Source organism: Xenorhabdus vietnamensis, assembly GCF_002127535.1.
Taxonomy (GTDB): domain Bacteria; phylum Pseudomonadota; class Gammaproteobacteria; order Enterobacterales; family Enterobacteriaceae; genus Xenorhabdus; species Xenorhabdus vietnamensis.
On record NZ_MUBJ01000008.1, the window covers coordinates 165341 to 187745 of the forward strand.

General features: G+C 44.3%; 6 protein-coding genes. 3 read left to right on the forward strand and 3 right to left on the reverse strand.

The window, feature by feature from the left end; all coding sequences use genetic code 11:
* Nucleotides 1-267: 267 nt before the first annotated feature.
* Nucleotides 268-1908 (reverse strand): phosphoglucomutase (alpha-D-glucose-1,6-bisphosphate-dependent), encoded by a 1641-nt coding sequence (gene pgm / locus Xvie_RS09695; RefSeq protein ID WP_086109121.1) that lies wholly within the window; start codon nucleotides 1906-1908, stop codon nucleotides 268-270.
* Nucleotides 1909-2034: 126 nt separating this feature from the next.
* Nucleotides 2035-2568: a replication initiation negative regulator SeqA gene (gene seqA, locus Xvie_RS09700; RefSeq protein WP_086109122.1), complete on the reverse strand. Its 534-nt coding sequence runs from the start codon at nucleotides 2566-2568 to the stop codon at nucleotides 2035-2037.
* A gap of 270 nt (nucleotides 2569-2838) precedes the next feature.
* Between seqA and ybfF the strand changes: the two genes are divergently transcribed.
* From ybfF to Xvie_RS09715, 3 genes are all read left to right on the forward strand, one after another.
* Nucleotides 2839-3618, forward strand: a complete 780-nt coding sequence (gene ybfF / locus Xvie_RS09705; RefSeq protein ID WP_086109123.1) for an esterase — start codon at nucleotides 2839-2841, stop codon at nucleotides 3616-3618.
* A gap of 268 nt (nucleotides 3619-3886) precedes the next feature.
* Nucleotides 3887-4627, forward strand: a complete 741-nt coding sequence (locus tag Xvie_RS09710; protein ID WP_244175560.1) for a class I SAM-dependent DNA methyltransferase — start codon at nucleotides 3887-3889, stop codon at nucleotides 4625-4627.
* Between the two features lie 787 nt (nucleotides 4628-5414).
* Nucleotides 5415-6566 (forward strand): alpha/beta fold hydrolase, encoded by a 1152-nt coding sequence (locus tag Xvie_RS09715; protein ID WP_086109124.1) that lies wholly within the window; start codon nucleotides 5415-5417, stop codon nucleotides 6564-6566.
* A gap of 264 nt (nucleotides 6567-6830) precedes the next feature.
* On the opposite strand, the gene rtxA is transcribed toward Xvie_RS09715, so the two are convergent.
* On the reverse strand, nucleotides 6831-22379 hold the full coding sequence (gene rtxA / locus Xvie_RS23120; RefSeq protein ID WP_244175561.1) for an MARTX multifunctional-autoprocessing repeats-in-toxin holotoxin RtxA: 15549 nt from the start codon (nucleotides 22377-22379) through the stop codon (nucleotides 6831-6833).
* Nucleotides 22380-22405 lie beyond the last annotated feature (26 nt).

Sequence of the window (22405 nt, forward strand, 5' to 3'; positions counted from 1 at the left end):
AGATCTCATAACCAAACCTTTTTAATGAAAGATAAAATCAATCCTTTAGCTTTTAATAAAAATGAAAACATCGATTAAATAGGGGAATAAACATTCTTACCTCATCCTTTTATCAATAAAAATAGGGATGAGAATAAAGGATGAATTATTTTTTGATGTATACCCAATAGATTCGAACTTGCAGTACCAATGGCTGGCTTTAGGATGGGTCACAAAAAAGCCGCAGCATCCGCTACGGCTTTTATTTTTATAGTCAGAAATAAACAATCAACCGGCAGCAAATACCTGATTGACGATTTCCAGTGCCTCTTGCTCAATCTTTTCCCGATGCTCCGCACCGAGGAAACTTTCGCAATAGATTTTATAGGCTTCTTCTGTACCAGAAGGACGGGCAGCAAACCAACCGTTGTCGCTCATCACTTTCAAACCACCAATGGAAGCACCATTGCCCGATGCGGTTGTCAGGCGAGCGGTAATCGGATCGCCGGCCAATACATTGGCCTTGACCATTTCTGGTGACAGTTTGGACAGCAATGCTTTTTGCTGATGAGTAGCCGGAGCCTGAATGCGACTATAGCTTGGCGTGCCAAATCTGGCTGCCAGTTTGTCATAACGTTGCTGTGGGTTCTCACCGGTAATTGCGGTCATTTCAGCAGCCAGCAAGCAAAGGATGATGCCATCTTTATCGGTTGACCACGGAGTGCCATCAAAACGCAGGAAAGATGCACCAGCACTTTCTTCTCCACCAAAGCCCAGCTCACCTTTATATAACCCATCCACAAACCATTTAAAACCGACAGGAACTTCCACTAATTCGCATCCCAAATCAGCGACAACACGATCAATCATGGCACTGGAAACCAGTGTTTTACCCACTGCGATATTTTCAGGCCATTGAGGACGGTGGCGGAATAGATAATCCACAGCCGTTGCCAAATAGTGGTTAGGGTTCATCAAACCAGTCGGTGTAATAATGCCGTGGCGGTCATAATCAGGATCATTGGCAAAAGCCAAATCAAATTTACCGCGCAGTTCCAGCAACCCCGCCATTGCCCAACGAGATGAACAATCCATGCGGATCACACCGTCATGATCCAGTGTCATAAAACGGAATGTTTGATCGACCTTATCATTAACCAGTGTCAGATCGAGATTGTAATATTCCCCAATCCGCTGCCAATAGGCAATCCCGGAACCGCCCAGCGGATCAATACCAATTTTCAAACCGGCTTGCTGGATCGCAGCCATATCCACAACTTCACCCAGTGTAGTAACATAAGGATCAATCAAATCTTGAGGATGCAGGCATTCACTTTTTAATGCCAATTCATAAGGCTGTCGCTTGATTCCGTTGAGATCGTTTGCCAGTAATTCATTGGCGCGCTGTTCAATAATTGCAGTCAGATCGGTATCGGCAGGCCCGCCATTAGGGGGATTATATTTAATGCCGCCATCTTCTGGCGGATTATGGGATGGAGTGATCACTATCCCATCTGCCAGACTTTTTCCCTGACGATTGTGGCATAAGATGGCATGAGAAATGACAGGAGTCGGTGTGAATCCATTATTCTCCTGCACAATCACATCCACGCCATTCGCCGTTAATACCTCCAATACAGAGATAAATGCCGCTTCTGAAAGTGCATGGGTATCTTTACCCACATAGCATGGCCCAGTAATGCCATGTTGCGCACGAACTTCCACAATGGCCTGAGAAATAGCCAGAATATGCGATTCGTTGAAACTATTGCGTCCAGAACTGCCACGATGACCAGAAGTGCCAAATTTGACCTTATGTGCTGGATTTTCAGGATGTGGTTGTAAGGTGTAATACTGTGAAGTGAGTTGGGCAACATTGATTAAATCATGCTGCTGGGCGAGCTGCCCTGCTCTTGGATGAATTGCCACTTTATTATTTCTCCTGAGCGGCAGCACTGGCAATAAGCCAGCACTGTATAAATAAGTCAAACGATTAGATTTGTAAGGCAATTAGCTGAATTTCGCCAAATTAAGAATTTCGCTGAGTTAACGAAATTAAATAGTGCCACACACTTTCTCAATCAAATTTGCCGGAAACTTCATATCCTGCATAACATGTTCAATCATGCTGCGTTTACGGTCAGTATTGGTATTAGTGATCACCCAAAAAGGAGTACCGGGGATATGACGTGGCTTAGTTTGCTTGCCGCTGGCCAATAAAGTATGTTCATCACCCGCGAAATAGGTACGGGTACGGCCATGCATCGCTTCTGTTGTTCTGGAAAAACTCTCGCTGTCCAAACTATATAATGTAGATAAGATCAGCATAAAGCGTTCAACAGATTTTTTCTTTTCAGCATACTCATCAGAAAGCAATAATTCACGAATAACGCGGACAGCATCACGGGAACGGGCAACCGGGACTTTAACAACAGGTGAAGGATCGTTGGCAGGCTCTGTAATTTGTACTGGCTGCCCGGCGTCCAATTTCAGTATGCGCCGTAAAATATCAGATGCACTTTCACCGATATGCAGAGTTTGGCTTGCAATAAAGCGGTAAAGGTCTTCATCAACTTCTATCGTTTTCATTTCTATCCAGTACTGTTCTTAATGAAAAAATTATCTTGGGATTATAAGATATAATACTCAAAAACAAAACAATTAAACTTTCAATAACTTAAAGTGATTTTTTTAAAAATTTAGAATCATTAGAAAAGCGACTGTCCTCTATAATAAATCAATCAGTTACAAATATTTCATGCCATTTTAGTCCCATTGAATTTGTCACTGTTCACGTGTCATGATATTAAGCATCTCAATATTAAACATTGTATAAATGGTATTAAATTCAGGCAAATCATGAAGTCAAATAGTCAATTAAATTATCATTTTCATACCCCAGAAAATCCGCAATCTTCAATTCCTATTGTCTTGATTCATGGACTTTTTGGAGATTTAAACAATCTGGGAGTATTGGGGCGTGATTTACAACAACATTATCCGGTGATTCAAATCGATGTACGTAATCACGGTATTTCATCACGTATGGAAAACATGGATTATCGTGATATGGCACAGGATGTCCTGACGCTCCTTGATGAACTGAATGTATCCAAAGCCATCATTATTGGTCATTCCATGGGAGGCAAAATTGCCATGACCATGACAGCCGTTGCACCAGAACGCATCGAGAAAATCGTGGTGATTGATATGGCTCCCGTTACTTACCCGGTTCGCCGCCATAACAGCATTTTTGCAGCACTCCACAAAGTCACGGCAGCCGGTGTACAAACCCGGCAAGCAGCGACAAACATTATGCATCAAGATATTCGGGAAGAAGGTGTTATTCAATTTTTACTGAAATCATTCCGACAAGGAGAGTGGAAATTCAACCTGCCTGTTTTGCAAAACGAGTACGAAAAGATTATCGGTTGGGAAACTATTCCGGCATGGCACAAACCTGCCTTGTTTATCCGTGGTGGAAATTCAGATTATATTACTGAAGAATACCGAGAAGATATTGTCAGCCAATTTCCACAAGCAATAGCCTGGGTTGTAGCAGGTTGCGGGCATTGGGTTCACGCAGAAAAACCTGAAGCTGTACTCAGGGCAATTCATCGCTTTTTAGAAAAAAAATAATTTTTCTATCAACCCACTTAAATGTGGGTTAATAAAAACAAAACATACTCAATATTATTATAAATAAATTAATTCTTCCTAAAAATAATCTCATCTTTATTTCTTATACTTAGCCAAAAAGCATGACCAATATAAAAATAATTATATCTAATTCACTACTTACATCTTAATATATGCAAAGAAAAAATAATCAGCAAATATTACGCTAATACTAAATAATATATCCTATAGATAAACAGAACATCTTGACTTTAATTAAGGATAAAGAATGATGAAAGATAATATCTTATATAATCCTATTGCACATCTTTACGAGAGCTTTTCAGATTCAACTCCTCATATTGAGGTAGAAATTAGAACAATCCTCAATCTAGCCGGAGATATACAAGGGAAATCAGTGTTAGATTTAGCATGTGGGTATGGCCTGTTTAGTCGGGAATTCAAGAATCGTGGTGCTTCAAAAGTTGTTGGTGTCGATATATCAGATAAAATGATAGAAATTGCCAGAAATAAATCGCAACAATACAACGATGGTATAGAATTTCATTTAAGAAATGTTTGTGAGATGGAATCATTTGGGAAATTTGATCTGATAGTTGCAGCCTGGTTATTCTGCCATGCGGAATCACTTGAAGATCTTAAAGCAATGTTTCGTGTAGTTGCGGAGCACCTTAAGCCTTCCGGTAAGCTTATAGCTTATACATATGAACCTGATTATCGATTAGCAAAAGGGAACTATGAAAACTATCAAATAAAGATTCTGAGTGAAGAACCTGTGAAAGACACAACCCTTTTAAAAGCCGAATTTCTTACTACCCCTCCGAGTCCTTTCACAATGTATCGTTGGAGCCGTGAACAGTATGCAGATGCAATAAATGAAGCAGGTTTAAAACAATTTTCATGGCATAAACCAATGTTGTTAGAAAGTGATATCGCGGGTTATCCTCCAGGTTTTTGGGATGATTACCAACGCAACTGTCTTGATACAGCTCTTGTTTGTCAATTCTAACAAAATAATCCCCCCTGAATTATGGGGGGTTATTTCTAAATAATTTTATTATATTTTATTCTCCGGTTAATCCTACTCTGTCTATATAAGTTGTTCCTTCATGTACATGTGTTACTAACTTCACTTGTCTATTATTTACCAATGCTAACTCTAAGGCCGTCAACATCTGATTACCAAGAATTGAAGATATTTCATAGGTTAATAGCACCCATTAAATCATCACATAAATAATATACATTACCACTCTTTATTTGTTCTGGCATTTATACTAAAGATGCCCCTTATTATGTGAATTCAAGATGTTATTAAACTATTAATAAATACCATAAATTTCCAACAATAACCCAAATCAATTAATCATCTATTAACATACGAATTACATTATAAATATTAATCATTCTGGTTTTCTGGATGGTTATTGATGTAATGCATGATTCAAAATTATTTCATACATCCCTATATACCTGCCGTCTTGCAAGTTGCAGCTTTATTGACTGAGAGCATTCACTCTTTGCCTATTCTCCTGAAGATTCGTCCCTCTTCATCTAATATTTTATTGAAATTTATAGGGTATAGTTAACATTAAAACTTACTGAGATCACTCTATTTTTCCAGTGGATATCGGTTGGATACCGATATCCGCCAGTATCTACGCCATACCATTAATAACGATAGTGATAGTTGCAATGGATTACATTTTGATCAAGAATAATTTTGGCTAATACTTTTAAGGCTAATTTAAAAGCTTAGCAATCAATAAAAAATCAAATGATAATAGGTAATCAATATGACGACATCATCACTAGAAATTCGCAAACCAAATGACACTGAAAATGAAGTGCTGAAAATATGCAAAGAAGTTTTACTCGTAGAATCAATGGGCATTAAAGATGACTTTTTCAGTCTTGGGGCTGATTCCATTTCCTTAGTTGAAATACAGATTTTTATTGAACAACATTTAGGAAAGAAAATAGATTGGAGTGACGTGCTCAGATTCAGAAATGTTGAATCCCTCTCCGCTTTTATTGATTCAACTCACCGTCTTCCCCCTCAAGATAAGAGAGAAATTGAATGGCGTGGCGTAAAATATGCTTTTCGTGTCATTGGTGATATTAATATATCCAAAACCACAGAATTAAAAACTGCAGTCCCCAAGCTGGTCATAGCGGGTGGTTTTCAAAATATGTATTCTTTGCCACATCTTGAATATCTTCTCAAAGATGACGGCCCTCTAATCATGGTTGATTTACCGGGAACCGGATCTGCGGACGATGTTCCAGACAATGAAAGTTTTGCATTTCTTGCCGAATGTGTCCGACATATTTTAGATGTACTTTCTTTACAAACAATAAACCTTATTGGTATTTCTTACGGTGGCTCCACAGCTCTGGAGTTTGCTTATAGATGGCCTGAGAGAATCAATAAAGCTGTATTAATTGGTGCAGCACTAACTCAGCCACCTCATATTCAGGATAGATTAAATACCGCGTTGCAATTACTCAGTGAAGGAAAACATGAGGAATCTATCGAGAAAATCATTTCAAGCATTCTCTGCCTTACACCAGGTACTGACATATTAGGCAGGGATACAACCTATAAACTTTTAAAAACAACACTACAGGAATCAACGAGACACCAAGGAGAGCGATATGAGAGCCTCCAAATGCGCCTTTTGAATCAGAAGCAATTCGAGAGAGCTGACAACTTCAATAAACCCATTTTATTTACAACCGGTGAGCATGACATCATTACACCGCCAGAAAATGTCAGGTCTTGCGCTTCTATTTTTCCAAACTCAACATTCACCACCATCAAAAAGTCGGATCACCTCGTTATGGTAGAGCGCCCAGATGTACTGGCCGATCTTCTGATTCGTTTTTTTAATGGGAGAGATCTCACCAATACGAATTACTTGAATGATATTGAATTAGTTAATTAATAACTCTTCAATAAACAATAAAGTACTATAAGAAGTTTTTTAACATTAAAAATTACTCGGGTGATATGTTGAAGTTTTTCGTATGTTACCCGATATCCGGAAATAGTGCAGATTTAGTAATAAATTTATAATGGATTTTGGTAAAAATCATAATGGGGAAATACAATAAAAAATATCTAACTTAAAACAAAAATAAAAAAAATGGCCCACTATAGTGAGCCATCTTCATTAATAAAAAGATCTAACTAAAAACCCTTCCAGTTGTCAAACCAGTTTGGATTTCCCTTTTGTGGTGTCAGACCAGGCGGTCACAATGGCTGATTTCGTTTGGCTATCAAGCGAATCAATAAAACCACTGTCTCCCATATTAGGTGCAAACCCACTCATGGCCTGTACCAGAGAATCGACTGCATTGGCAGAGAGTGCCGTATATTCACGCTCACCCTGCGTATCTTTAGCTCCCCTTTGGGTGATAATATCCGCACGATTACCATTGAAGTAATTGTTGAAGGTTACCGATCCCATGGCTTCAAACTGCCCCTGTGCCGAAGTATCTTTGATGTTGCGGTGAGTCAACAAAACCAAATCGTAACCACTGCGTTGGAACCACAGGTTTTTCCAATTGATATCGTTGAAAACAATCTTGTCGCCTTGCTTGATATCTTCGACTACGTTATCAATGGCATCACCGCTGACCACAAAGCTATTTACACCCGTGCCACCCTTGAAGCGGTTTTGATATCCGCCCAATATCAGCAGATCATCACCATCACCGCCGTTAATCTGGCTGAACTTCGATACCACATCAGCAATCAGGTGATCGTCACCAGTGCCACCATTGATTACAGCGTGATAACCCATCAGTTTGATGGAGTTGTTGCCCGCACTGCCATCGATCTGGTTATAGTTGCCGAATACCGTGGCAAAATCGTTGCCTTTTCCTAAATCAACCTGATTGTTATTGCCGATGGTCACAACATAATCTTGGTCTTCTCCGGCATCAATACGATTGAAGTTACCAGCAGCCACGATATAATCGCGCCCCTTACCGCCGTTGATCACTCCACCTTCACCAAAGGCAAAGACCTGATCATCACCGTCACCCATATAGGCGTAGTTAATGCGTCCAGCCAATACACCAACATCGTTGCCTGCACCGCCAAACATCATATTTTCACGCCCCATCATCACACCCACATCCTTACCTTCACCGCCAGAGAAGATATTCGAGGTTCCTACAGAGTAGAAGACGTCATCACCACGGCCGCCCCAGAAGTTGTTGTTATCTCCCAGATAAGCACCGAGATCTTTACCATCACCACCCCAATTAAAATTGTAGTTACCGAGGGAAACGTGGATATCACCATCACCTTGCAGATGACCGCTGTTACGCAGGAAATCGAAGGTCTTATCCTTCATGTTCAGCAAGTCGGCTGTCAGGTTTTCTTTCAGGTTAGTGACCAGAGATTCCATTTCGGCCTGTTTGTCCCGATTGAACAGAGTTGCAAACAGGTTTGGCAGATTCAGGGAAGTCAAACCAAAGTCGCGATCTGCCTGAGAATCTGCGGTTTCCGTTGCTGGCTTACCTTCTTGTGCTGGTTCGTCTTCTTTAGTAATGGTTACATGCTCTTTTTGGTTTTCATCCGGTGCTTTTGCTTTCAGGCCGTGGCTTTCAGCAAAAGATTTCACACCATCTTTCCCAATGTTCAAACTGGCTTTCAAACCGTCGAGCAATTTCTTCGGATCAGTAAAGGCTTTCAGTTGATCACCACTGAATTCACCAATGATTTCCAGCATTTCACTCAGGATAGCAACGCCATCAACACTCTGACCTGAGCGGGAAACAATACCGCCTTGCGGGGTATAATCCACGCCAAAGATATCCGCCAGCGTAGTATCTTCACCAACACCAGCAAGCTTACCCAGCAATTTATTCTTGATCTGACGTGGCAAGTCCGTAGGGCTAAAGGTAAAGGTGGTTTTTGCCATTCCAGTATCCGTATATTCCTGCGTCATCAAACTAAATAACGATCCCAGATTGGTATCCAGAATAGACTGGATATTGTCACCGAACATAAAGTTCCAGTTACCAGTCGTTACCTGAATGTCAGCCCCCTGTCCACCAACGGCAAAGTTGAAGGCCAGTTTTTCATTCGCGTGACGGAATTTATCTGCCCGACTGGTTTTGCCCATTTCAGGAGTATTGCCATTTCTACCCAACCATTGGTTGTATTTCTTGTTCAATGTGCTTTCAAGATCGCTTTTCAGGCCACGGCTGCTACGCTCATTTTGAGAATCGAGATTAGTCAGGCTGTTATAGTCCACACTGCTGGTCAAATCGATACCTGACAGATCACTGACATATTTCTTCGCACTTTCCAATGTCCATTGCTGATCCTGTTTTGTCAGCCAATCCTGTGAGTCAAATGAACCGGCAATGTTTTGCAATACACCAGAAATACGGGCTGCACCACCAAATGGATTAACCAGTGGTGGTGTCGGGATGGATTTTTCCAGCATAACGAGCAAATCGTTACTGCGTCCTGCATTAAAACTGATATTCCGGTTGCCCACGAACAACTGCGCACCTTCCAGTGCCTGATAGCCAGCAATATCAACACTGTGCTTGCTGTCACCATCGCCAATGTGAACCATCACGTTGTTATCACCAAAGGCCAGAGATTTAAAACCGCCTGTACCTATTTTGATCCCCACATTAGTGGTTCCCCAGTTAACAACCGTAAATTCCCCATGACCAGCCTGTACCTGAATATTACCGGAATAACTCAGTTGCTTGTTTGATGATTCCGCTGGTACTACAGGTTTATTTTCATGTTTTGCATGATTGTTTTTTTCATGATCTGGTTTTGGTGCATGAGATGTTTCTGCATTGTCTGCAACAGCTTTCTGCCCCACAAGGGACAAATTGATGTCCTTTTCAGAGATACCACGGCGGATTCGCTCAGAATGACTTTCTACTTCGCCTTTATCATTCCATCCCAATACGATCTTGTTATCGGTGAACTTGTGAACCCACTGTTCCCGTGCGTCTTTCGTGTACTTGCGACCAACGCTGTCTACCGCAACTTCACTGCTGCGCGCCGATACTGAGGCACGGATACCCTGCTTATCCAGTTCCGAAATAAAGCTGTGGGCAAAACCATTTCGGTTGTCATCGCTGATTAAAGAACAACCCACGAGGCTGATATGGTCTGGTATGCCAGCCTGTTTGAAATCAGTACTGAACTGTTTCAGTCTCAGGGCCAGTTCACGCGCACTATAACCGCTCATGCGCGTATGATTCTGCGCGGATTCTTCACGTCCATGCCCAACAATCTGCCAGCGTAATTTGCCGGACTGCGATTGATCACCGAATAGCGCCGCAGGATCGCCATATACCACGCGATGTTTACCAGCCGCATCAAGCTGGACAATTACGCTGGAATCAGGGTGCTTACTCGCCAGACTTGCGGCTGCTTTCGCAGCAACAGGGTCATTTTCCGTCTGGATAATAATCTGACCGTTAAAGCGGCTATCGCTATTTTCAGGCTGCTGTTTAACATCAACACTTACCCAAGAATCAACGTCATGGTTATTCACGCGAATATGACTTTCCGGCAAATTGTCACCTGATGGTTCGCCCAATGGTTTTTTCACCACATCAGTCACATCAATCTCTACAGGCTCTACAGGTTTCTTGATTGGAGTATCATCAAATACCGGCAGATCCAACATGCCTCGCATAGTGATTTTATCAGCCAATCTTGGACGATAGGTTGCCAAAATATCACCATCGATCACCACCACACGCCCGAAGACACTTTCCCCTGCCGCATTCTTTGGCAATTTGTAGTGTTGCGCCATATTCAGATCGGATTCACCGAAGAAACGAGTCACGTAAGCGCCGAATTTTTCCGCTGATGAGAATTCGACAATCCCCGCATTTGGATCATAGAAGCCATAAACGCGATTCTCACCGTTGCCTTTCGCCCATGCTGCCATCGCATGGTCTGGGCCATCCAACTCAAGCAACACCGGTTTACCTTCCGTATTTCCGGCAGTGACTTTCTGAATCACACCATCGACTGTCAGTGCTTTCGCATCTTCCAGTTTTTCTTTCCACACTTTGATGAACGTATCCGCCATTGGATTCTTGGCATGGAGTGCCGCCAAAGATCCCAACAATTTATTCGCGTTGGCATGTTCGGTTTCAGAATACAAATCCGGATTGTTGAGCACGGCGGCGGCTGAATACATTTTCTCCAGTAATTGACGGGCAACACCATCCTGACCATCGTTTTCCAGTTGTTTCGCAACAAGAACCAATTTCGACAGTGGATCACAACGTCCGCCAAAGCCATCGTTTGATAGGTTCAACAATAATAATTGTGGTGCCAGTTGTTCACTCGCCTTGGTATCAGAAACGCCGGTTGAAGCGACATCACGGAACAAACGGTTGAATTTTTCAGCTTTCGGCTGGAACGTGATTTTCAAGGCTCGGCTTTCAATCTCCCAAGCCAAAGCACCTTTTTGTTCTGCACTCCAGCTACCTTTAGCCAGCAGATCCACCAGTTGCTTGATATCCATGCTTGGACGGAAACCGTCCACTACCTGCTCTGCATAACCCTGCTTATAACCCGTCAGGAAATCCTCGGTTGTGCGGATATCCTTTGGTTTCTTGCCTGGGCTGTCTGCCTGCGGTTCCAGCATTTTACCGTAACGTTTCAGATCACTTTCTATACCCTTAAGTACCTCTGCTTCATTAGGCTGAGATTTAACATCAAACGAATCAGTTGCTGTCTGCCCTGCATCTGTTTTTTTGATAGTGTTATCTGACAGTAAATTATCCAGTGCAGATACTGCACCATTATTCTCTGCCGAAGCCCTGAGTGTGAATTTGCCATTTTTCGAGTCAGCAACGACTTTATTGATATTCGACTGCACAAGGTTAGCCGCCTGCTTGAAATTGTTACTTTCAACTTCAACCAGAACTTTCTCACCTTTCTTCGTCGTCACTTCCAACGTTACGGCATTATCACTGTAATCAACCACACGTCCTGTTACATTTGACCCCAGCTTGAGGGTCTTACCCTGCTCTTTCAGCGCACGCAATACATACTGTTGTTCACCTGCACGCGCCTGTTGCCAGACTCCGTCATAATGAGTAATAGCACTATCTTCAAACGTATTGTAGTTAACATAGAAACTTTGATTTGCCTCCATGCTGGCTTCATATTTATAGCCAAACTTGGATTGATAACCCGTTATCATTCCCTTATGGAAAGAGTCCATAAAGTGTTCGAAGTCTTTATAGTTATCAAATGACTTGATACCAAAGTTAGGATCATAGAATGACCACACAGTTTGATTTTCACCTTTATGTACAACAACTGCCATTGCGTGATCTTCAGACATAAAGGACATGTATGTCGTCTTATCCACATCACGCAGCTGCTCCATCACGGACTCATAACCAGCGATATCATTGCTCAAAGAGCGGTCGATTCTATCTCCCGTCAGACCATTGGCTTTCAGCTTGCCACCATAAGCTTTATTGGCTTTATCGCGGCCTACTGAATTGGACATATTTTGAGTTTGGCTATACTGCATTGATAACAGATCTTGAATTGCCGGGCCGATATGTTGGCGGCGATACTGATTAAGCAAAGAAGATTCAATCGAATTGATGTCACTCTTTTTATTCAAGCTGTTGTCATTGTAGGCTTTAACCGCATCCGTCAACCACGACAGATATTCTTTACCCCCACCCAGTCCATGTACCCGCTCTTCAATCAAATAACGGGCGGACAAGGCGAAACAAACACCTTCCAGAAACTCTTTTGACTCCACATGATTTCCATTAGTCAGGAGCACATTGCCAATTTCCGGCACAAGTTTTTCAAGATTCTGTAGCAGTGATTCTCCCTGAGTGAAATGGAATGAGTATTTATCCAACTCTTTTCCACCTGATTTCACATCAAACAAGGTGTAAAACATTTTTTCCAGCAATCCCGCTTTTACACCGCCGTTTTCACTCCGAGGCCCGGAAAGTGCTGAGACGATTTGATCAGCATATTGGTTCATCAACCGGCTGCTGGCTTCATGACCATAGAAAGTTTGTTCCCCCGACACCTGATAGCCTGCAACGACAAGTTTGGCACGCAGTTTCTCCCCTTCTTTGCCTAACCCTTCGTTATCGGTCAACAACATGATTGGCGTCTGCTTCGAGATACCTTGCAAGTTTTTCTCAACCGAAAACTGACCATTGACCGCTTTCGCCAGAACACCAGTGATACCCGCTGGATTCGGCACTTCATGAGCGGTAATCGCTTTGGTCATGCTTGGCATTGGTCTGTCGAGCAACAAACCGGAAACGGCCTGTCCTTTACGTTCTGCATAACGGGCAAGATCTGCCGCTACTGCCCCGCCCATGGAATAGCCATGAATAATGATATTTTCTGGCTTGATACCACGATCATTAACCAGATAGTTGAACATGGTACGGGCATCCTGATACAGCCCTTTTTCGCTTGGATGACCATCGCTGGAACCATAACCCCGCATGTTCACTGCCAGCATATCCACACCCTGTTTTTGGTAATGGCTTTGAATAGTGCTGGCCTGCTCTTCCGCAGATGAACCGGAACCGTGAATGAAAAGCACAACTTTCTTCGTCGGTTCTTGTGCCTGACCTTGTTCAGCCTGATCTTTTTGATCCGCGTTATGGTAAGAACCGGTATGGTAATAACCAGTCAAACGCCCGGCCTCACCCCGCAGTGTGACCTTGTCCACTGCACCGTCAGCAACTGCCGCATCCAGTATTATCTGAGTGCCATCATCTATGTTACGGCGATTTTCTCTGGAGCCGTAAAGCTCATCGTTAAGGAAGCGAGTTACTGGGTTGAATGGCTCTCTGTCACGCGGTGGCGTACCATCATTATCAATGGCAATTTTTTCCAGCACCTTATCTTTTTTATCAGAGTGACCCAGCGCTTCCAGATCTTCACTTACAACCCGATTCGGCTTATGAAGATTTGCTTCAACCTGCGCTTCCTGCAATGCCTGTGCAAAATTGAACAGCTCGGTTGGCGTCCAGACACCAAATTTTGGTCGCCACGTATGACCAATTACCTTATCGGCACCGCCTGCTTTAAGCACTCTGGCAACAATGCTTGAGCAGTTGTCGGTCAGAAGTTGATAACGAGCATCTGGGTTCTGGTTGATTTTCTGCCATTCCACCTGCATTGCTGCCGCATCCAATCCAGCCAGATTAATGCGGAATACACGTCCCTGATCGCCCTCACTGGCCTTGAAATCCTGAATATTGCTCAGCTCATGCTTGGCGAACTTGCGGATAACATGGGCGATGCGTTTTTCTGTCAGCTCAGGTGTTTGTTTGGCTGCCTTGCGCAGTGCCTCAGCAAAGTTTTTACCCACTTCCAGCATATCAATGCTGCCATCTTCCCACTGTTTCATGAATGGCCGGGAAATAGCTTCCGGTATGCCAGCAGATTCCAGCAGATGAGGATTAGCCAGTGCTGCCATGGCAAAACCTTCGCTGATATCCTCAAATTTTGCATCAACGCCTTTGGCTATCTCGATCTTTTCAATGAATTTTTCCAGCTTGCGGGTGCCATCATGCAAGCCAAAGTGATCTCCTTCCTCAGAAGCAACATCTTGTTCCAGTGTTTCATTCTGAGCCGCCGGCTGACTGAGGTCACTCCAGCGTATCCGCAAGTCTGGGTATTCCTCCGAAGCAATATTGAAAATATGACCAAGATCAGAAGATTTACTGCCTTTCGGCCACCAACTGACGTAATTTTTTTCGTTGAATTCACCAGCATTCTCCGCACTAATCTGGACACGTCCTTGCCCGATTTGCAGAGCAGCGTGTCCCAACCGGCTGTGATCGCTGGGTTTCCAGACAAACAGGGTAGCACTGACCGGAGACAGCTGTTGTTCAATTGCCTGATGTACTTTTCTCAAGCCGGAGACATCAATTCCCTTGCCATCTTTCGACAATTCTAGGGCAGTCAAGTTTGAAAAGACCGAATCAGACACTGATTGACCATATTCTTTGGTTACAGCAGCCTTGACCTGTTCAACGGCTTTTTCTGCACTTTCTAGTTTTGTCGCAATCTGAATATTGGATTTACCACGGGTAACAAAATCTCCCTGCCCATCAATATAAAGATGCTTAGTATCTTTCAGGTTGGCATTGCCCAGTTTGTTATATAACTCACTGAAACTATTCTTGCCTGCGTTCACAGTCGGCTCAGCAAGTACCAGCGATTCTTCCATGCGCACATTGATTTGCGACAGCAGATTTTTCAGTGCAGGTATACGTTCTGAATTTGGATGTCCCAGCAAATAACCGTTAACCTGATCACGCAAATGAGTCAGCTTTTCTACTGCCTCAAGGTCATAATCTTCGCTGTTTTGCAGGGTGTTTTCATAGCTTTTGAGTGCTTCCAGTACATTACGATAACTGTCACCCCGGATTTTGCCCTTAACGTAAGCGGCTTCCTGCAACTCACTTACCGACATCAGGTCAGTTTTCGGTTTATAGTTCCAGCTACCCTCTACTTTTTTAGCGATAATGCGGGTACGCCCGTGATCAAGGGAAATAATACGATCTTCTGACAAATACAATGATTCAGGCAGTTGGTCGTAATTTTCGTAGTTGGCAAGGATAAAACGCTCAACAGATTTGATTTGAGCCAAATCATCTGGATCTTCCACAATGATAATCTTGGAGACATCACTGTTATTGCCCGGCCACGGGCGGACTTCAAAGCTTCTATCATCGGATTCACGCACCAGCAAATTGCGTTCTGTACGCAATCCATAGAATGGCAGTGCTTGGTTCAGCAGGCTGTCAATGGCACTGGTTTTGACATTCAGATCAACCAATGTATCCGGCCTATATTTGTCAGGATCCAATGCCAGCAGTCTTTCCTGCTCTGCAAAACTGAGTGAATCAAAACGGGCTTTCACAGAAACACCGGCTTCTGTCAATCTGCGACCAATGGATTTAAGCGCAACTCCCTGATATTCCTTGGCTGTTTTATCCAGCAGGCGGATTTCTCCCACCAATCCTTCACGCTGCAATTGACGCAATACCGGCAATTCAACATTCCAGAAGTAGTTGCCAAACCGCAAGCCACCTTCTGCGATCACATACACATCACCACGTGAACCAGTGGCATACAGGGAACTCCAAAAACCGGTATTGCTGTATGCAGAAGCGTTAATGGCCGATTGTAAAGCTTTCTGTTCCGCGACGTCAGAATCGAGGTATATACCGCCCCAGCGCATCAGTGTTTTATTAAGAGCAATGGCAAAAGAGTTACCTTTTACATCAATATCGTAAACAACTTTCTTGCCGTCAGTCTGTGCAGCATCAAGTACGTCACGGTATTGTTCAAAGTTTCTGCCAGACCAGAATGACACAATGCTTTTATCACCATGTACCGGCTTGAAGCTATAACCATAGCTTTCCAGTCTTGAAACAAATTCGACACGCTTATCCCAGTCATAATCGATAGTGGCATCAACAAACAGTTTAGCCAACGAAGATATCTGATCTTTAGGTACGCTGTTTTCCGCTCCGTTCAGGTAACCTTCAACAAAAGTCACCATTTTTTGTCTGAGGTTATCGGGAATATCTGCATCCACCTGCTCAAATCCAGGAACCGGAATGTGATTTTCAGTCGCCACATTGTTGTCGCTATCCAACCAGCGGTAAATCTCAGCTACTTTCTGTGCCCTGATCGTGGCGGTGGATTCAGTTTCAGCAGCATTTACTGATTCTTGCTGAACTTCTGTTTCTCCCAATGCTTTCAACCCACTGAGATCCAAACCAGAAATTTTAGGGGTATTTCGGACGAGTTCAGCAGGCGCACTGACAATGTTGCTGTCTGTATTATTGACTGAGTTATCGTCTGAGATTTCGGCATGAACCGGTGTCAGAGATGTTCCCGTGTTTTCGAGATGTCGATTTTGGTTATTAATTTTTTGGGAACGCACACCTGCATTGATCTGTAAACGATCCAATGCTTCTTTGGCATTAGTGAGTTCATTCAGATCTTCATCCAGATATTGCAATTCCACATTAAATTCGCCGTCTGTTGCAACGGTGGATTCAGATTCGCGACTACTGTTTGGCTCTCCAAAAACGTTGGCTGAATGCACTTCGGCATTCGTGGAGCCAGATACGTGATTTGACTGTCCATGATGCGCTGCGTTTATGCGGTTCGGCTTATAATTATCATCAAGTTTTGCGCCTTTTGCATCGGATTGTACTTTCGCAGTTTTCACCTCTGCCACAGAAACATCATTTTGACCACGCTGTTCAGCTTTCTGTACTGCCGACTTGCCGTCATGTTCAGCTTGCTCAGCCTGTTTCATACGAGCCAGGGCTTCTTTTTCCCTGAATTCGATGTCAGAACGAGCTTTTTCAATGTGCTGCTGAGATTGCTGATGGTTTTGCTCGCCTTTAAGGACACCCGATTCAGACTTAGCAGCCGCGTTTCTGACCTCTCCCAAACGCTCTGAAGAGGCTTGCTGTGAATGTTCCAATTGCTGCTGAGCTGTTTTTTTGGCACTGTCTAACCGGGTTTGAACTGATTCCAGCAAGTCACCGGCAAACTGTTCGCGCCACTGCTTACCTGATTGCCCGTTATATGTCGCATGGCTATCCAACGCTTGCAGGCCTTTGGTTTTTGCCATCAGTTCTTCTGTGACTGCTCTGGCTTCGTCATTAATGGCATCACGCTGGGTTTGTCCGTTAGCATTCAGAGCGTCCAGATCCGTGTTTTCCAGTTGTTTCTGCGTACCCGAAATGGCTGCCTGCTGTTTATCCCTTTCCTGCGCTAAGCGTTGACGATTAACTTCTGCATTTTCCTTATCCTGCAAAGCGTTATGAGCAGCTTTGTCCTGCTGCATATGCTCAGTAATGGCAGTGCCTGACATATCAAATGGGGAGATTGCAGAGACATTATCCAGAACATAGCCCAAGCCATCATTTGAACCGATTCCAGAAAATCCCAGTTTGTTTTTGCCAGCCTTGGCAGTTAAGGTCAATGTCTTGTTCTGCCATTCGCTTTTGCCATTGGCGGCCGCATAAACAACCTCATCATTCCACCACACTTCCAGCCCGTTATCGGCTGAGCTGCCAGCACGTCTTGCAAAATCGAACTTCACGGTAATTTCTTCACCTGCCGTCAAGTTCTGAATATCCTGATAGATATGTGTGTTGCCCTGAACATCAAGCTCACTGACACGCTCGCCATGCCCTTCAGCGCTGAGGCCATATGCCTTGGCTGAATGACTGGCTTCAATGCCATTGGTGTATGTCCATCCCTCAGATCCTTGTTCAAAATCACCATTAACAATCAAGTTGCGTGACTGATTTGGATTCAGGTGTTTTTCATTGCCGAGTGTATTCTCGATGCTACCCATGTCCGGGGTATCAACGCCTGTCACGGAACCTTTCAGGGTGTTCTTCAAATCAGAAGTGATTTCATCAATTTCTGTCAGTTTGAAACCATTCAGAGAGGAAACCTCCGGCAGATCAATGGCCCCACGTCCTTTATGGGTTCCCGATGTATTAGCTTCATCGCCATTCACCAGATAATTGATGCCCTGACTGCCCGTGCTGCCAAGCACTGTCTGCTTGATGTTATCGAACAACGCATTCAATTTATTGCTCTGGGTATTGCTTTCCGCCACTGCAAGGCTATAGAAATCACCATTACCCACCTGAATTACCACGTTGTCACGGGCATAAGAGGCGTTGACGTTCAAGCCATCACCCACTCGGATATTGGCATTGCCCTTGCCTTTCATGACTGAGACATTCAGGCCGTCACCCACACGGGTATTAACGTTGAGTTTACCCCAGGCCACATTGACGGAAACACCATCACCGACTTTGGTATTGATATTCAGGTCGCCATGAACAGCAGTCACGCTAAGACCATTACCCACGGTGGTCGTGATATTCTCTTTGCCTTTGGCAGCCGTGACTTGTATGCCATCACCCACTTTGGTGACCACATTGCCCTGGCTCCATAAGGCATTGAAACTATCTCCATCACCGACCTGAGTCACGATATTGGCTTCGCCCTTGGCGAGTACGACGTTGCGACCATTGCCCACTTTGGTAATTACGTTGGCCTTACCCCAAGCACCAGTGTAATCATCACCATCTCCGACATGGGTCACGATGTTGGCTTGTCCTTGAACAACGGTCACTTCCTGACCATCGCCAACTTTGGTAACAATATTCGCATCACCTTTGGCAAAATTATAGCGATCACCATCACCGTAATGCGTCATGATGTTAGCTTTGCCCCAAGCGGCGTTGATGCCCAGACCATCACCGACTTTGGTGATAATATTGGCTTCACCTTTAGCAAAACCAACGGTTGTGCCATCACCGATATGGGTCATGATGTTGCCGATTTTTGAAATCAACAGCCCTACCGTGGTTCCATCACCCGATTTAGTCAGAATATTGCCTTTGCCAGCCAGCAAGGCCGCCGTAGTGCCATCACCAACATGAGTTACTACATTGGCTTCAGAAGCTGCTACAACTCCCATGAAATCATTGCCGACTTTCGTCACGATATTGGCTTTGCCTAATGCCAGTACCCCCGTCAAGCCATCACCGACATGAGTCATGATATTGGCTTCGCCGAACATCGCAGCCAGCGTTGTACCATTACCTACTTTTGTCATGATGTTAGCCGTGCCAGCAAACAAACCAATGCTGGTTCCCTCGCCTGCATGGGTATAAATATTGGCTTTACCCACCATTAGCGCCGCAGTCAGGCCATCGCCGACTTTAGTCAGAATATTTGCCCCACCGATCATGGCAGCGAAAGTAGAACCATTACCGACCTGGGTAAAGATATTGCCTTCGCCGATCATGGCGGAAAGTGCCTCACCATTACCGGCTTTGGTGGCTATGTTGCCTTTCGCAATCATTAAAGCAACGCTCATGCCATCACCAATGTGCGTGTATACGTTGCCAAATGCCAGCATCAATGCCAGTGCATCGCCGTTGCCGACTTTGGTGAAGATATTTCCTGCCCCACCCATCAGTGCCCAGGCATTTCCATCACCAACATGGGTGAAAATATTGCCCGCACCAACCATTGCCGCAATGGTTGTACCCTCACCGACTTTGGTGAAGATGTTACCTGCTGCTGCCATTACACCCAGTGTTTGCCCATCACCTACATGGGTCAAAATGTTGCCGAGGCCCAACATAATGCCAGTGGTATCGCCATTGCCGACTTTAGTCAGGATATTCGCGCCACCCAACATAACACCGGTGGTTTTTCCATCACCTACATGAGTCAGGACGTTAGCTCCACCACCCATGACAGACAGGAGATCACCCTTGCCCTTTTTCGTCAGGACATTCGTGCCGCCCAGTGCGATTGCTGATGTATTTGAAGAGCGGGTATTTGAAGAGTCGGCTTTGGAGGCGTCAGTATCATCGCTGATATGGCTAATGATATTGGCACCGCCAAACATCGCTGATTCGAGATCACCTTCACCAATTTTGGTCAGGACATTTGCACCGCCCACAAGAATTGAGGAAACGTTGCCTTGCCCCATTTGGGTCAGAACATTAGCACCACCAACACCAGACCAGAATGCGTCACCGTTGCCAATCTGGGTATGGGTATTGAAACCACCGCCCATAGCGATACGGCTATCACCATTGCCTTTATGAATGGAAATATTACCAACCGCCAAAAGATGGGCAAGATAGCGTCCATCACCAACGCGAACCAATACGTTTGCCGCTCCGCCGGCATTGACTTCCATATCACCACGCAGCCCCTGATGAAGCAGTACGTTGGCAATACCGGCACCATTGAACTTAAGATTGCCCTCTTTCCCTTTTTTGATGATGACGTTCGCACCACCAGCACCATCGAATTCTGTGTGACCAAACTCAGAGCTATGTTCAATTACATTAGCAATGCCGGCACCTTTAAAGATGACATTGCCGCGGGTGACATTGGATTCAATGACGTTACCCGCCCCCGCACCGTCAAAGTAGATATCACCAGAACTTTCGCCACTGACAGTTGTTGTTTTGAACAGTTCCTGCTCGTTATATTCATGTAAGCCGGGAACACGTCCAGATGATATGTGTACTATATTGGCGTTGTAATGAAGATCACTCAGTGAATAACTGCCAGTTCCCATATAGCGATAATCATTGGAAGTCGAGATATCCTCATTCGCCAGATTTGCCGTATGGTTACCGTCTTTATACAAAGGGCGGGCGATATATTGCAGCACCCCTGTTTTTGGATCGTTCCGCAGCTCAACCACCACTACCTTAGTGTACTCGCCAAGTTGCTTACCATAAACATAGGTGTTTGGCATCCGTTTGGATTTCACGGCCTTCACATCAACGGTGGTTCCATCACGGTAAATAGCATAGCCGCCCATTTTGGCATCAGACAAAGTGATATCTGCCGCGTTAATCATGACACCATTGCCATAATCCACCCATTCGTTTTCTGTCAGTTTTTCCTGAATCGAATGAATGTTAACGGTCTGATGATGCTCTACCGTCAGATTTGACAGAGTATAGGCACCATCAGTATTCGTTCCGTGAAAACCACCATTATCAGAAATATCTTGTTTATCAATGTCTTTTAAGTGATTCCCTTCCTTATACCAAGACGTTGAATAATATCTCAGTTTACCTGTGTTCGGATCATTGAGGAGCTTAACTTTGTTGACTTTGGTATGGCTTCCATCAGCAAATGCGAACAGATAAGTGTTTGTCTCCCGTGTTGATTTAAGCCCCATGACCTGATGGGAATCGCCAATCCACGAACCGCCCATAGTTGCACGGGTTAAAACAATCTCTTCCGCCTTGGTGTAGACCATTCCTTCGTTATTGTGACCATTGTCTGTCCCCTTGCGGGTAATGTGGTTGTAACCACCCGCACCAGAGAACTGGATATTTCCGTGTGCCACATCAGAATGCAGTCGGTTATAACCACCGGCGCCTTCGAACTTAATATCGCCGTGGGTTTCAGAATAAACATCATCCGTCTGACGAATACGTTCAACAATGTTAGAAGCCCCTGCGCCCTGCAACGTGACATTACCAATTTTGCCCTGACGGACAATCTGGTTAGCGACTCCCGCCCCTTTAAAATCAATGTTGCCACTTTCAACCCGTGAGCTGATGATGTTTGCTGCACCAACACCACTAAAGGTTATGTTGCCCTGGGAGCTTTGATAGCGATCGAACCATGTACGGTCAATCTTGTTTCCACCACCTGCTCCTTTATAAGAGAAATTGCCCTGATTGGTTTCATGCCAGATTTCGTTATACGCCCCGGCACCATCAAAGCTAATATCGCCCCGCAAGCCTTTGCGGGTGATACTGTTATACCCGGCAGCACCAGAATAAAAAATACCGCTTTTTTCACCGGTATGATTGATTTTCACCCCACCGGAGATCCCTTCAAATCTTATCGGCCCACTTTGTGTTTTATTGATTGAAGTGAAACCACTTCCCCCTTTTACCGTCAGATCGCCACCGGTATCATTGACATTCAGATACCCGGCAGCACCGACAATAGTGTCATGGCCCCAAGTTGTATTGACGGTCGCACCAATAGAGCCGACAACGATATAGTCATTTCCGCCATAAGCATTTATGACCCCACCGACACCGATGGCATGTATTGTGTTTCCATCGTCATCATCTTCGTATTTACCGGTAAAGAAATATTCTGTACTCCGGTTGGATGATTTTCCCATAAAATAGTCCTGATATTGGGCAGAAA

What these genes read in the sequence shown, in the direction of transcription:
- Xvie_RS09715 (WP_086109124.1), top strand. Translation starts at nt 5,415, where the DNA reads ATGACGACATCATCACTAGAAATTCGCAAACCAAATGACACTGAAAAT.
- ybfF (WP_086109123.1), top strand. Translation starts at nt 2,839, where the DNA reads ATGAAGTCAAATAGTCAATTAAATTATCATTTTCATACCCCAGAAAAT.
- Xvie_RS09710 (WP_244175560.1), top strand. Translation starts at nt 3,887, where the DNA reads ATGATGAAAGATAATATCTTATATAATCCTATTGCACATCTTTACGAG.
- rtxA (WP_244175561.1), bottom strand. Translation starts at nt 22,379, where the DNA reads ATGGGAAAATCATCCAACCGGAGTACAGAATATTTCTTTACCGGTAAA.
- seqA (WP_086109122.1), bottom strand. Translation starts at nt 2,568, where the DNA reads ATGAAAACGATAGAAGTTGATGAAGACCTTTACCGCTTTATTGCAAGC.